Origin of the sequence: Bradyrhizobium sp. ORS 111, from assembly GCF_045571485.1 — a bacterium.
Taxonomy (GTDB): domain Bacteria; phylum Pseudomonadota; class Alphaproteobacteria; order Rhizobiales; family Xanthobacteraceae; genus Bradyrhizobium.
In genome coordinates this window covers 3,133,503-3,145,956 of sequence record NZ_CP120701.1, presented here as the reverse complement: position 1 = coordinate 3,145,956, position 12,454 = coordinate 3,133,503, and the positions used below count along the sequence as shown (strand labels likewise).

The 12,454-nt window shown below is 65.5% G+C and carries 14 protein-coding genes; 6 read left to right on the top strand and 8 right to left on the bottom strand.

The genetic code is table 11. The features are described 5' to 3' along the window. The first annotated feature begins 19 nt into the window (after nucleotides 1-19). Both P6U30_RS14360 and P6U30_RS14355 read left to right on the top strand, forming a co-directional pair. On the top strand, nucleotides 20-1,138 hold the full coding sequence (locus P6U30_RS14360) for a branched-chain amino acid ABC transporter substrate-binding protein (protein ID WP_407169640.1): 1,119 nt from the start codon (nucleotides 20-22) through the stop codon (nucleotides 1,136-1,138). A gap of 168 nt (nucleotides 1,139-1,306) precedes the next feature. Continuing rightward, entirely contained in the window at nucleotides 1,307-2,302 is a 996-nt protein-coding gene (locus P6U30_RS14355; RefSeq protein ID WP_407169639.1) for a P1 family peptidase, read from the top strand. Here the strand turns inward: P6U30_RS14355 and P6U30_RS14350 are convergent. Continuing rightward, nucleotides 2,299-3,108, bottom strand: coding sequence for an EF-hand domain-containing protein (locus P6U30_RS14350; protein ID WP_407169638.1), 810 nt, complete (start codon nucleotides 3,106-3,108; stop codon nucleotides 2,299-2,301). The two genes, P6U30_RS14355 and P6U30_RS14350, sit on opposite strands and share 4 nt — an antisense overlap. Nucleotides 3,109-3,419: 311 nt before the next feature. Between P6U30_RS14350 and rpe the strand changes: the two genes are divergently transcribed. Both rpe and P6U30_RS14340 read left to right on the top strand, forming a co-directional pair. After that, nucleotides 3,420-4,121 carry a ribulose-phosphate 3-epimerase gene (rpe, locus tag P6U30_RS14345; RefSeq protein ID WP_407169637.1) on the top strand — a complete coding sequence of 234 codons (702 nt, stop codon included), beginning with the start codon at nucleotides 3,420-3,422 and terminating at the stop codon, nucleotides 4,119-4,121. Nucleotides 4,122-4,300: 179 nt separating this feature from the next. Beyond that, the gene (locus tag P6U30_RS14340) at nucleotides 4,301-4,441 is read left to right on the top strand and encodes a hypothetical protein (RefSeq protein WP_280977122.1); all 141 of its coding nucleotides are present in this window, start codon (nucleotides 4,301-4,303) and stop codon (nucleotides 4,439-4,441) included. Nucleotides 4,442-4,474: 33 nt separating this feature from the next. Here the strand turns inward: P6U30_RS14340 and P6U30_RS14335 are convergent, their stop codons facing one another. The 7 genes from P6U30_RS14335 to P6U30_RS14305 form a co-directional block, all read right to left on the bottom strand. Beyond that, nucleotides 4,475-5,953, bottom strand: coding sequence for a serine/threonine protein kinase (locus P6U30_RS14335; protein WP_407169636.1), 1,479 nt, complete (start codon nucleotides 5,951-5,953; stop codon nucleotides 4,475-4,477). 5 nt (nucleotides 5,954-5,958) lie between these two features. Next, a complete protein-coding gene (locus tag P6U30_RS14330) occupies nucleotides 5,959-6,699 on the bottom strand; it encodes a metallophosphoesterase family protein (RefSeq protein WP_407169635.1) in 741 nt (246 codons plus the stop codon). Between the two features lie 126 nt (nucleotides 6,700-6,825). Beyond that, a complete protein-coding gene (locus P6U30_RS14325; RefSeq protein WP_407169634.1) occupies nucleotides 6,826-7,422 on the bottom strand; it encodes a TetR family transcriptional regulator in 597 nt (198 codons plus the stop codon). Next, nucleotides 7,419-7,553 carry a hypothetical protein gene (locus tag P6U30_RS14320; RefSeq protein ID WP_407151697.1) on the bottom strand — a complete coding sequence of 45 codons (135 nt, stop codon included), beginning with the start codon at nucleotides 7,551-7,553 and terminating at the stop codon, nucleotides 7,419-7,421. Before P6U30_RS14320 ends, P6U30_RS14325 begins: the two co-directional genes overlap by 4 nt. A 387-nt stretch (nucleotides 7,554-7,940) precedes the next feature. Continuing rightward, nucleotides 7,941-8,549, bottom strand: coding sequence for a hypothetical protein (locus tag P6U30_RS14315; protein ID WP_407169633.1), 609 nt, complete (start codon nucleotides 8,547-8,549; stop codon nucleotides 7,941-7,943). Further along, complete coding sequence (locus P6U30_RS14310; RefSeq protein WP_407169632.1) at nucleotides 8,542-9,213, bottom strand: hypothetical protein; 672 nt, start codon at nucleotides 9,211-9,213, stop codon at nucleotides 8,542-8,544. Before P6U30_RS14310 ends, P6U30_RS14315 begins: the two co-directional genes overlap by 8 nt. After that, the gene (locus tag P6U30_RS14305; RefSeq protein ID WP_407169631.1) at nucleotides 9,210-9,965 is read right to left on the bottom strand and encodes a MotA/TolQ/ExbB proton channel family protein; all 756 of its coding nucleotides are present in this window, start codon (nucleotides 9,963-9,965) and stop codon (nucleotides 9,210-9,212) included. The genes P6U30_RS14310 and P6U30_RS14305 overlap by 4 nt, the downstream gene beginning before the upstream one ends. A gap of 368 nt (nucleotides 9,966-10,333) precedes the next feature. Between P6U30_RS14305 and P6U30_RS14300 the strand changes: the two genes are divergently transcribed. Together P6U30_RS14300 and P6U30_RS14295 are read left to right on the top strand one after the other, a co-directional pair. Continuing rightward, complete coding sequence (locus P6U30_RS14300; protein WP_407169630.1) at nucleotides 10,334-11,707, top strand: histidine kinase; 1,374 nt, start codon at nucleotides 10,334-10,336, stop codon at nucleotides 11,705-11,707. Further along, a complete protein-coding gene (locus P6U30_RS14295; protein WP_407169629.1) occupies nucleotides 11,707-12,360 on the top strand; it encodes a response regulator in 654 nt (217 codons plus the stop codon). The genes P6U30_RS14300 and P6U30_RS14295 overlap by 1 nt, the downstream gene beginning before the upstream one ends. The last annotated feature ends 94 nt before the right edge of the window (nucleotides 12,361-12,454 follow it).

Here is a 12,454-nt window from a genome sequence, read left to right as displayed (position 1 = left end):
ACGACCACGAGGACTTGTCATGAAATCATTGAAGCTCATCGGCCTGGCTTTGGGCGCTTCGTTCGCATTGTCGGCGAGCGCGTTCGCGCAGGACATCACCGTCGCAGTGGCAGGCCCGATGACGGGCTCCGAATCCGCGTTCGGCCGACAGATGAAGAACGGCGCCGAGATGGCGGTGGCCGATATCAACGCCGCCGGCGGCGTGCTCGGCAAGAAGCTCGCGCTCGAGACCGACGACGACGCCTGCGATCCCAAGCAGGCGCGCTCGGTGGCGGAGAAGATCGGCGGCGCGAAAATTCCGTTCGTGGCCGGTCATTTCTGCTCGTCGTCATCGATTCCGGCGTCGGAAGCTTACGCCGACGGCAACGTGCTGCAGATCACGCCGGCCTCGACCAACCCGCTGTTCACCGAGCGCAAGCTCTGGAACGTGGCGCGCGTCTGCGGCCGCGACGACCAGCAGGGCCTGGTTGCCGCCGACTACATCGTCAAGCACTTCAAGGGCAAGAACGTCGCAATCCTGAACGACAAGACCACCTACGGCAAAGGCCTCGCCGACGAGACCAAGAAGGCGCTGAACAAGGCGGGCTTCCAGGAGAAGATGTTCGAGTCCTACAACAAGGGCGACAAGGACTTCAACTCGATCGTCTCCCGCCTGAAGCGCGAGAACATCGACCTGGTCTATGTCGGCGGCTACCATCAGGAAGCCGGCCTGATCCTGCGCCAGATGCGCGACCAGGGCTTGCAGACCATACTGATGGCGGGCGATGCCATGAACGACAAGGAATTCGCCTCGATCACCGGGCCGGCCGCGGAAGGCACCCTGTTCACCTTCGGCCCCGATCCGCGCAACAAGCCGACCGCCAAGGCGATCGTCGAGAAGTTCAAGAGCAAGAACATCGATCCCGAGGGCTATACGCTCTACACCTACGCCGCGATGCAGGTCTGGACGCAGGCCGTCGCCAAGGCCGGCACCACCGACGCCAAGAAGGTGATGGCGACCATCAAGGCCGGCGACTGGGACACCGTGCTCGGCAAGATGGGCTTCGACGCCAAGGGCGACATCAAGGCGATCGATTACGTCGTCTACAAGTGGGACGCCAAGGGCAACTACGCCGAGATCAACCCCAAGGGGTCCTAGAATCGGTTCTGACCTGAATCGGATGACAGCGCAAAACGCCCCGGCAAGCCGGGGCGTTTTTTAATGAGCACCTGCCATACCCGCCGCGCGTCTGCGCGCATTGCGGTTGATGCATCTACCGCTGCTGCTATATCCGATCCAGGGCAGCAGGCACGAACGGACTGCATCGTGAAAAACCTTCTTACCGACATTGCCGGCGTCAGCGTCGGCCACGCCGACGACGCCGCGATCGCCTCGGGTGTTACCGCCATCATCTTCGACAAGCCGGCCGTGGCCTCGATCGATGTCCGCGGCGGCGGTCCCGGCACCCGCGAGGATGCTCTGCTTGCGCCGCAGAGCGTCGTCGAGGCGATCGATGCCATCACGCTGTCCGGCGGCTCCGCGCTCGGGCTCGATGCCGCCGGCGGCGTCCAGGCCTGGCTCGCCGAGCGCGGCCGTGGTTTTCGCATTCGCGATGCGGTGATCCCGATCGTGCCGGGCGCGATCTGCTTCGATCTGCTCAACGGCGGCAACAAGGCCTGGGGACGCTTTCCGCCCTATCGCGATCTCGGCTACGCCGCGGCGAATGCGGCAACGAGCAACTTCCGGCTCGGCAGCGTCGGCGCCGGCATGGGCGCGACCACGGCTGGACTGAAGGGCGGCCTCGGCTCGGCGTCGGCCACGACCGACGACGGCGTGACGGTCGCGGCGCTCGCGGTGGTCAATGCGGTCGGCAGCGTGACGATCGGCAGCGGACCGTGGTTCTGGGCGGCGCCGTTCGAGGTCGACAACGAGTTCGGCGGGCGCGGCCTGCCGCCATCGTTCACGGCGGACATGCTGAAGATGCGGCTGAAGGGCGGCGCGGATGCCACCGCCGCGGAGAACACCACGCTCGTGGTTGTCGTGACCGACGCGCAACTGACCAAGCCGCAGGCCAAGCGGCTTGCGATGATCGCGCAGACCGGCATGGCGCGGGCGATCTATCCGGTGCACGCGCCGCTCGACGGCGATGTGGTGTTCGCTGCGGCGACCGGCGCAAAACCGATCGACCCGTTGTTCGGCCTGACCAGTCTCGGCGCAGTTGCCGCCAACACGGTGGCACGCGCGATTGCACGCGGCGTTTATTCAGCGACCGCGCTGCCCTTCCCCGGCGCGCTGCCGAGCTGGCAAGGCCGGTTCGGCTAGGCGCTGACCGAAACCGACGACGACGCCTGCGCGGAGATCGCCCGGGACTGGCGCTGGATGAGCTGCTCGATGAAATTGTAGGACGAGGTCGCGTTGCTGGAGGCGGACGACGATGCGGCCGGCATTGTCAGCGTCACCTTCGAGCCATCGGCATAGGTCGTGGTGGTCGTGGTCGAGCCGTCGCTGTTGGTCACCGAGGTGGTGGTGGCGCCATCGAGCGACTGGGTCAGCGGATCGGAGTCCGCGCCACCGGAGCCGCCTGCACCGCCGCTTGAGCCGGCGCCATCGGTCGAGCCGCCGGCCATGTGATGGTGATGATGGCCACCCCTGTGGCCCTGCAGCGCTTGCGCCATCTCGTTGACGCTGACGGTGCCGTCGCCGTTGCTATCGAGCTTGGAGAATACGTCGTCAGCCTGCGCGATGTTGGTGCCGCCGGCGCCGAGCGCGCTCTCGAATTCGGACTTGGTGATCTGGCCGTCGCCGTTGGCGTCGATCTGGGAGAACAGATCCTTCAGCGCATCCGACCGGCTGGTCGAGGTCGCGCTGGTCGGGCCTGTGGTCTGCGACTGGCCCTGCGCGGCGAGCAGCGCGCTCATCGTCTGCGGCGAGATCTGCGTCGTGCTGCTGCCCGATCCAGCGCTCGCGCTGCTGCTCGAGATCGACGTGGCCGTCGAGGGATCGAACAAGCCGGTGCCCTGGCTGGACCCAGCCGTCTGCGTCTGCGTCGTCGCCTGGGACGACTTCGATGACATCAGGGAGCTCAAAAGGTCGATTGCGGACGACGCAGCGCCAATGGCAAACAACATGGCAATACTCCAAGCAACGCCGCCCCAGGCGGCTGCAACGCGTGCCGGTTCCCCCGAGCACGATCGCGCCTCGGCCGAGGAAAGCCGGCTCTACTCCTGACCAAATTCCAGCAAGCGCTGTGCCACGGCAAAAGCCCAATCAAATCTGGGCTTTCCGATAACGAAGGAGACACGGCACACCCGGCAAGAGCTGCCGCCACGGCAGATTTTTCCGCCCACAGCGGGCGCCGCCGCTCGCATTGCCCGCCGCGCATCCGCATGTTAGGCGGAAATCGCCCGTACGCTCCCGCAAGTCTTTCGGAACAGCGCATATGACTCAGTCGTTCACTCCGCGTCCCCTCGTCATCGCTCCGTCGATCCTGGCGTCGGATTTCTCCAAGCTCGGCGAGGAAGTCCGTGCCGTCGATCAGGCCGGCGCGGACTGGATCCATCTCGACGTGATGGACGGCCACTTCGTGCCGAACATTTCCTACGGCCCCGACGTCATCAAGGCGATGCGGCCGCACACCAAGAAGGTCTTCGACGCGCATCTGATGATCGCGCCGTGCGATCCCTATCTCGAAGCCTTCGCCAAGGCCGGCTGCGACCACATCACCGTGCATGCCGAGGCAGGCCCGCATCTGCATCGTTCGCTGCAGGCGATCCGCGCGCTCGGCAAGAAGGCCGGCGTCTCCATCAATCCGGGAACTCCGCCGAGCGCGATCGAATACGTGCTCGATCTGATCGACCTGGTGCTGGTGATGTCGGTCAATCCCGGCTTCGGCGGCCAAGCCTTCATCCGTTCGGCGCTGAGCAAGGTCAGCGACATCAAGGCGATGACGGCGGGCCGGCCGATCGATATCGAGGTTGACGGCGGCGTTGCGCCCGACGTCGCCGGCCAACTCGCCGCCGCCGGCGCCAACGCCTTCGTTGCAGGCTCCGCGGTGTTCAAGGGCGGGACAGTCGAGGCCTACAAGACCAACATCTCCGCGATCCGCAACGCGGCAGCCGTGGCGCGCGGCGAAGCGATCTGACCATCGCGATCCGATCATCACGTGTGGTGTGCGCCGTGCCTGCATGTGCGGCGCACACCACGCTGCTGCGTCGCCGCATGCATAATATTCGTGCTGAGTATCGTGGCCGTCAGGGCTTCACAGACTCATACGATCGGATGCACAACTCTCTCTATAAAATAAAAAGGGAGGCGCGCATCATGACGATGACCCTTGTCTGGACCGGCCTGGCGTTCTGGCTTGGCCTGAATGCTGCCTTTGTCGCCCGCCGCGCATATGTGGCATTGCCCGATCAGGCCGCCGCCGCACGCATCGTCTACGTGCATCTGCGCCGGGCCTGAGGGCGATCCCACCGCGCACGCCGAGGCGCGCGATCAGAACATTCCAGGCGGCGTGACCGCAGTCTCATTGGTTGTGCGATCCGTTCCGCCGCTTTCGCTGGTGTTCGCCTGTGCTGCGAGCCGCGAGGGCCGCACCACGGTCACCGTGCACGGCGCTTCGGCTGCGACCTTGGCGGAGACGCTGCCGAGCAGCGCGCGCATCATCGAGCTCTGCCGCGCGCCGATAATGATGTGATCGACCAGATTGACCGCCGCGAATTCCAGGATGGCGGCCGCGGGATCGATCGCCTCCAGCACATGCACGGTGAGCCGGCTCTCGTCGAGCCTGAACGGCCGCGCCCAGTGCTGGAGTGCCACCAGCCGCTCGACATGCTTGTTCTGGCCTTGCTCGTCGAGCGTGCGGTCGATCGACAGGCGATTGAGCTTCAGCACGGTGACGCAGGCGAGCCGCGCCGACGGCAATGTCGACAGCACCTGCTCGGCGGCGATCCGAATGGCCTCGTTCAGCGCCTCCGAACCATCGGCGGTGTCGAGCGCGACGGCGACGATCGGGCTCGCCGCAAGCTGGGCCGCGACATTGGCCGCCGCGTGCGGCTGCACCGCGCCAAGGTTGAAGCGGCGGTGCCAGACCGCGCCGATCGGATCGCGATTGATCCGCTGCGATCGCGCCGTCAGCTTCACCTGCTCGGGGTGGCCCAGATCGAAGGCGAGCTGCGCCGCGGTCGGATAGCGCGCGGCCGGATCGATCTCCAGGCATCGCAGCACGATCTCCTGCAACCAGGCCGGATAGTCCGGCCTCAGCTTGCGCGGCGGATAAGGATCGCGCCACAGCCGGCGGCGCATGCCGCGCAGGGTTTCGGTCTCGCCGAACGGGCGAATTCCGGTGGTGAAGAAATAGAGCAGCACGCCCAGCGAAAACAGATCGCTGCGCGGATCGTCGCGCACGCCGTTGAGGCGCTCCGGCGCCATATAGGGCGCTGTGCCGTAAGGCAGGCGAAACTCCTCCTGCAGCAGATCGGGCAGGTGGTTGTGATGGGAGAGACCGAAATCGATCAGCACCGCCTCGCCGTGCTCGCGAAACATGATGCTGCTTGGCTTGATGTCGTGATGGATGACGTTCTGCCGGTGCAGGCTGGCAAGCGCGGACGCAATCTTGTAGGCGATGCCCCTCGCCTCGTCGTACGGCATCGGCAGGTCCCCGAGCCGCCGGTAGAGCGTTGGCCCGGGGATCCGCTCCATCACCACATAGGCCTGCCGCTCGAAATCGCCGGTGCCGAAGCACGCCGGCACATGCGGCCCCGATAGCCGTGGCAAGATCATTTGCTCCATCTCGAAGCTGACGATCGCCGCTGGATCCTCGCCTTCCGAGATAACCGGCACCTTCATCAGTAGCGGCACGTTGATGTCTGGATGCGTCGCGCTCCATAGCATCGCCATGCCGCCGCGATGGACGCATTCGCCGATGATGAAGCCATCGATTGCGGCGCCCGGCTGCATCGCCTGCCTTGCCATGGCCATCACCGGCCAGCGAATAGACGATCGGCGAGCCAGTGCGGCAGCCCGTTCGCCCTGATCCGCGCCGCCGCGGTCTCGACGTCGTAAGCGACGCGCAGATAGGTGATCTCGCGGCTCGCGGTGTCGTACATCGCAAATGACGCGGCAGGGTCGCCATCGCGCGGCTGACCGACCGACCCGAGCACCGCGAGCCAGCGCCGTCCCGTCAGCAACTGCACCGCGACGCCCGCGGTCGGGACAAAGCTCGTCATCTTCGCGGCCGACGACATCGAATAAAGCCCGGGACGGTGGATGTGGCCGCAGAACGTGATCTGCAAACCGGTCGCCATCATGCTGCGCGCGGCATCGGAGGTGTCGCGGACATAGCGCCATCTCGCCGGATCCGACGCCTCGGAATGCACGTACAGGCGATTGTCCTCCTCGCGCATCATTGGCAGGCCGGCGAGGAAGCGCTGCTGCTCCGCGCTGAGCCGGTTGCGGGTCCAGTCGATCGCGGCCTGCGCCTCGTCATTCATGCGATCGCTCGGCAAGCCGACCGCATCGTCATGGTTGCCGCGCACGACGACGGCGCCCTTGCTCACGAGGTCCATCACCGTATCGACAGCCCATTCGGGATCGGCGCCGTAGCCCACGATATCGCCGAGGCAAATCAGCCGCTCGGCGCCGCGCGCCCGCGCGGCTTCGAGACAGGCGGCGAAGGCCTGTCGGTTGGCATGAATATCGGCAATGAGTGCGAGCCGCATTGTGATCCGCTGCACTAGACCCGGTGGGGTCGAACCCGATCCCCGGCAACATCAAACACGGGGTGCCTTCAGCCTGCAATCTGCCAAAGGCGCCAGCGGGGATTGCGGAATGTTGGAGAGCTGCCGCTAGTGCTTGCGCGGCGCTTCGAGGCCCCTCAGCAGCAGGGCCATCAGCGCATCGATCCGCGCCGCACATTCGGGCTTGGCCCATTCCTCGGCATGCGCCGGGTGATGGTAGCGGACAGTCGCGTCGAACACGGCTCGCGCGGTTGCCTTGACGTCGTCGATCTGGAACACACCCTGCGCGATGCCATCGGACAGGATCCGCGCGATCAGGTCGACCTGCTTGTCTTTGTAAGCTTCCACCACCTCGCGAGCTTCCTGGGCCAGCGCGAGATAGGTCGCGAACATCTCGGGATCGTCGCAGACCTTCTTCTGTTTGATGGCAAAGGCGGTGCGGAGCCATTTCTCCAACCGCTCCGGCGCCGGGCCGGAACTTGCCGCAAGCTTGCACAGCGGCTCATTGGCGCGATCGAGCCACCGCTTGGCCACCGCGTCACGCAGCGAAGCCTTGCTGGGGAAATGGCGATAGACGCTGCCGTGGCTGACATCCAGCGCACGGGCGACATCGACGACGGTGGCCTTGGCTAATCCGAAGCGCCGCAAAACATCCTCGGTTGCTTCGAGGATCCGCTCGGGTGTCAAGACCACCGCCTCGTTCATACGTTCACCGTCTGATTATCGCTGTCCTGCCCGCGGGTGAATTTGGCGGCCTGAGCGGCCAAATGGCGGGCGACGCGATGGTTGAGCCACTTCTGAATCTGGGCGGTCAATTGAATGATTTCGATAGTCATGGAGGTAGTCCTTCGAGGTAGTCAATTAAGCTGGGCTCACCGACCAAACGCCGGAAAAGCCATCTGGCGCCCTGCCCCGGCGCAAGTTCAATATAGATCATCTCGCTGACAGATTTCAATATCTGTCATCAAATATTTCTAAGTCGGAACGTGAGGACCTCGACCGCGGCGGCGGTTCCTCTCCTTCGGCTTTGCAGCGGCTGGTCGGCTTGGCCCGGGGCCCAGACACGAAAGGGGCCGCTCACGCAGCGGCCCCTTTGCCGGGAAAATATGGGTTACGAAATGAAATCTAGCCCCGGATTGCGCTAAGCTTGCATATTCTGTGGATTGTGGGGATTCCGGACGATTACTGTCCACCCTGCTGACCAATTTCGGCCCCCGCCAGCCCTATTGCTGCTCGTCCTTGGGGGGCATCCGGGGCGGTGGCACCGGCGTGAACACCGATCCCTGCGCACCGGCCGGCGGGGCCTTGAACTCGCCGGTCGAGGAATCCCCGCCCGATGTCTCCAGGATCGCCTTCGGCGTGACGTACTCCCGGACGAAGTCCGTGAGGCTACCCTCGCCGCCGCCGAAATCGGCCGCCCGCCCTCCTTGCGTATGCCCGGCCTTGATCTCGTTCTCTGCCGCGTGGGTCTGCTCGGCCAGCGCGTCGTTGTAGGGCACGCGAAAGGCCCGCGGAACGGCGCTCGGCCGATTGTCCTCATCGAGCTCCTCGACCCACAGGTAGATCGCGCCGGGGTCGCCCTCCAGCGAATGCGGCTCAACGATCCGCGCGGCAAGCAGCTTGAAGGACGCCGGCAGCTTGTCCGTCGTGGCCCAGCCGAGCAGCCCGCGCATCCCACCGAAACTGACGACGTAGAAGGTGCTGGTCACGATGATCGCCAGCGCCTTCAGCGACCAGTGCAGCCGCGCATAGACCAGCACGATCAACAACAATGCGCCGATCACCGCATAGGCGACCGCAAGCGTGAGGATGATCGACTGCAAGCTAGTCACGGCGCGTCCTCACCCCTGTCTTCGGATCGATATCAGCACCGTTCGCGTGGACATTGCGGAACGTCTCCAGCAGCGATTTCGGCCGCTGGTCGACGTTGATCACCTTGCCCTCGGCATCGAGGCGAAAGCGGACCGCGGTCTTCTCGTCGCCGGTGTGATTGAGGGTCACCTTGTCGTCGAAGATCACCTGCGCCGTCGGATTGAGCTTCTGCACCTTCACGTTCGCCGCGACCGGCTCGCCGGTCGTGGCCTGAAAATGCGAGACGTTGACGGTGTATTCGCCGGGGACGATGCCGCGCAAGGTGACGATCTCCTCGCGGATCGGCGACGCGATCTTCTTGCCGTTGATCATGATAAAGTCGTTGGCGCCGCCGCGATCGTCGCGGTCGAGCGTCAGGAATCCGGCCTCGCGATGCCGGTACCAGGCGATGTTACCGGCGGGATCCTGCACAAACAGGTCGAGATCGTCGGGATGATTGTCCGGCCAGTCCATCGTGATGATGAACTCCGCCTTGGAGTCGATCTTGCCTTCCTTGGAATCCGGAGACACCGCAAGCAGCGCCAGGAAGAACAGGAAGGCCACGACCTGCAGCGCCTTGAACAGCATCACGCCGAGCGGGTCGAACTGTTCGTCGCGCGGATAGAGGCCGAACTCATCCATCATGACCGGCGTTCCAGAGCCGGGGTGACGTGCGTCTCGGTCAGCACGACGGCGTCGGAGAACACCCGCTGGGTCGCGGTATCAAGCATGTAGTACTGGATCCGGACCATGATCGACCCGATCAGCCCCGCCAGCGTCGTGTACATGGCGACCGCCATGCCGTCGCTCATCATTCCCATCGACGATTTCATCGCGACCTTGTCGGCGGCATCGAGCGTGGCGATCGGCGCCAGCATGATGATGAAGCCGATGATGGTGCCGAGCAGGCCGAGCTTCATCAGCGTGTCGGAGGCGAAAGCGCCAAAGCCGTTCGAACCGCGCAGGCGGTCCGCGAGCGTCCGCAGCAGCAGGGTCTGGTCGATCGGGCCTTTGGCCTGCACCTCGGCCTTCTGCACCAGGCTCTTGATGTGATCGGTCACCAGCCCGCGCGGCAGGTCGGACGCTTCGTCAGCGAGCGCCCTGGCGCCGCCAGGCGCGGCGAGGATCGCGCGACAGCCGCGCGCTGCCTCGCCCTCCCGCGCGATCGCCCGTGTCCGCCAGAAGCAGTGCACGGAGGTCGCGATGTAGAGCACCGCGATGACGCTGGAAATGTAGGTTCGATCCGAGCTGACCATGAGACGGATCAGCCCGTATCGCCAGAGCAGGAACGCGGCGAACAGCGACAGGCCGGTGAAGATCATCCAGAGCAGGAGGACGCCGCGTTCAGCCGTGTCCTTGCCGCCTGATGGGGTCACGGCACCGACCTTGGCACTCATCTGCATTGGCTCCCCACTGTTCCATGGCGATCCGCCCGTGCGAAGGCCCCGCCTGCTGTTAGAGCAGAGGCCGGCCTTGCCGTCCAAAGACATCTGCCCAAACTTTGTTGGGCAAATTTCCCGATCTGCACCGCGACGCGCGCTTGCAATTGGTCAGGAATGACGGTGCTGTTACGATGGTTGTGCGGTGGCACACACCCTCATGGTGAGGAGCGCGAAGCGCGTCTCTGGACGATACTGCGCATCGCCAGGCGAACCATGAGGTCCCATCCGCGGCCTACATCCTTCGAGACGCCCGCGTTCCGCGGGCTCCTCAGGGATGAGGGTCCATCGCTGTGACGCAGTAGCTCTGGCTGTGGAGTGATCGCATGCGCCTCGTGCTTCAACTGGTCGGCCGCCTGCTCGTCATCGTCGCGCTGTGCCTCGGCGCGGCCACCGTCTGGGCCGCCATCGACGCCTATCGCAGCGTCGATCGCACCACGGCGGCGTCGGCCGAGCGCGTCTCGCAGGCGCTCGGAGCGCTCTACTGGCGCGAATTGCTGCTGCGCAGCAACCGCATGCGCGAGCAACTGCTGCCCGCGCCGGACTGGCGCACCATCGAAACCATGGGGCTGATCTCGCCCGGCATTTGCGTTCAATTCGAACCGGCCGGTGCATTCGAGAGGCCGCTTTGCGGACAAAGCAAGGGGATCGGCAAGGCACCGCCGCGCTGGTTTGCCGCCGCCGTGCAGACGCTGCTCGGCGATCACCCGACCGTCGCCCGCCCGATCAGTGTGCGGGCGGCCACCGCGGGAACCGTGCTCGCCAACCCAGATCCGGACGCCGCGGTCGCGCTCGCCTGGCAGCACATCCTGGACAACATCCATGTCGCGTTGCTGATGGCCTTTGCCATCGCCCTGCTTGCCTCGCTGGCGATCGCGCATACGCTGGCCCCTGCCCGCTCGATTGTCTCGGCGCTGCAGCGCATGGCCGATGGCCAATATCGAACCACGCTGCCTCGCATCCGCTCGATGGAGCTGGCGATGATCGGGCAAGCCGTCAGCGATCTCGGCGAGCGCCTCGCCCAGGCCGAGGAGGAACGCGCCGTCCTGACCCGGCGCCTGCTCGAGATCCGCAGCGACGAACGACGCACGCTGGCCCGCGAGCTGCACGACGAGTTCGGCCAGAACCTTACGGCCATCCTCGCCTTCACCAGCACGATCGAGGCGAGCGCCGGGGACAAATACGCTGCCGGTACCGAAATCGCGCAGGATGCACGGATGATCTCGCAGGCCACGCGCCGCATCATGGCCTGCCTGCGCGATACCTTGAACCGCCTGCGCCATCCGCCGGCAGAGGAACTCGGACTCGAAGCAAGCCTGGTCGATCTGGTCGACAGTTGGCGATCGCGCGCCGCGACCCAGCCGATGATCCAGCTCGACCTACAGGGCGACCTCGCGGATATCTCCGGCACGGTCGCCGCCACCGCCTATCGCGTCGCGCAGGAATGCCTGACCAATGCGCTGCGCCACAGCGCCGCGCGCGAGATCGTGCTGCGGATCGAGCGGCGCACCGAGCCGGAGAACGCGCTCCTGGTCCGCGTCGAGGACGACGGCGACGGCGACGCAGCCAAGGTGGCGCAGTCAGCGGGCTTCGGCCTCACCGGGGTGAGCGAGCGGGTGGCCGCGCTCGGCGGCTCGCTATCGATCGCGCGCGCCAGCCGCGGACTGTCCGTCGCCGCCACGATTCCGCTTGCCGCCTGATGACCACGGCGAGGACCACAGGCATCTCGATCCTGCTGGTCGACGATCACCCCGTCGTCCGCCAGGGCTACCGGCGCGTGCTCGAGCACCAAGACGATTTCCACGTGGTCGCCGAGGCGGACAATGCCGCCAACGCCTACCGCGCGTTCAAGTCGCACGCACCCGACGTCGTAGTGATGGACATCTCGATGCCCGGCGCGAGCGGCCTCGAAGCGATCCGCAACATCCGCGCCCGCGATTCCGCCGCCCGTATCCTTGTCTTCAGCATGCACAGCGAGGCGGCCCAGGTGAAGGCGGCGTTCGGCGCCGGCGCCAGCGGCTTCGTCACCAAGGGCAGCGAACCGGCCGAGCTGATCAAGGCGATCCGCTCGGTTGCGCGTGGCGAACCTGCGATGAGCGACGACGTCGCGAGGGTGCTGGCCATTGAAAGCCTGCTGCCGACCAAATCGGCGCTCGACCAGCTTGGCGAACGCGAGATCGAGATCCTCAGGCAGTTCGCGGCAGGCAGCACCAAGGAACAGATCGCCGCCAACCTCAATCTCAGCACCAAGACCGTGCAGAACTACCACTACCTCATCAAGGCCAAGACCGGTATGCGGACCGACGCCCAGCTCGTCCGCCTCGCCGTCGAATGCGGACTGGCGAATTTGTAGAGGGATGATCGGTCGATCCACAGTCGCGGCCTCTCCCGCTTGCGGGGGAGGCCGGATCGCATCGGAAGATGCGATCCGGGTGGGGGCTCTCTCC

What these genes read in the sequence shown, in the direction of transcription:
- P6U30_RS14360 (WP_407169640.1), top strand. Translation starts at nt 20, where the DNA reads ATGAAATCATTGAAGCTCATCGGCCTGGCTTTGGGCGCTTCGTTCGCA.
- P6U30_RS14350 (WP_407169638.1), bottom strand. Translation starts at nt 3,108, where the DNA reads ATGTTGTTTGCCATTGGCGCTGCGTCGTCCGCAATCGACCTTTTGAGC.
- rpe (WP_407169637.1), top strand. Translation starts at nt 3,420, where the DNA reads ATGACTCAGTCGTTCACTCCGCGTCCCCTCGTCATCGCTCCGTCGATC.
- P6U30_RS14340 (WP_280977122.1), top strand. Translation starts at nt 4,301, where the DNA reads ATGACGATGACCCTTGTCTGGACCGGCCTGGCGTTCTGGCTTGGCCTG.
- P6U30_RS14335 (WP_407169636.1), bottom strand. Translation starts at nt 5,953, where the DNA reads ATGGCAAGGCAGGCGATGCAGCCGGGCGCCGCAATCGATGGCTTCATC.
- P6U30_RS14330 (WP_407169635.1), bottom strand. Translation starts at nt 6,699, where the DNA reads ATGCGGCTCGCACTCATTGCCGATATTCATGCCAACCGACAGGCCTTC.
- P6U30_RS14325 (WP_407169634.1), bottom strand. Translation starts at nt 7,422, where the DNA reads ATGAACGAGGCGGTGGTCTTGACACCCGAGCGGATCCTCGAAGCAACC.
- P6U30_RS14320 (WP_407151697.1), bottom strand. Translation starts at nt 7,553, where the DNA reads ATGACTATCGAAATCATTCAATTGACCGCCCAGATTCAGAAGTGGCTC.
- P6U30_RS14310 (WP_407169632.1), bottom strand. Translation starts at nt 9,213, where the DNA reads ATGATGGATGAGTTCGGCCTCTATCCGCGCGACGAACAGTTCGACCCG.
- P6U30_RS14305 (WP_407169631.1), bottom strand. Translation starts at nt 9,965, where the DNA reads ATGAGTGCCAAGGTCGGTGCCGTGACCCCATCAGGCGGCAAGGACACG.
- P6U30_RS14300 (WP_407169630.1), top strand. Translation starts at nt 10,334, where the DNA reads ATGCGCCTCGTGCTTCAACTGGTCGGCCGCCTGCTCGTCATCGTCGCG.
- P6U30_RS14295 (WP_407169629.1), top strand. Translation starts at nt 11,707, where the DNA reads ATGACCACGGCGAGGACCACAGGCATCTCGATCCTGCTGGTCGACGAT.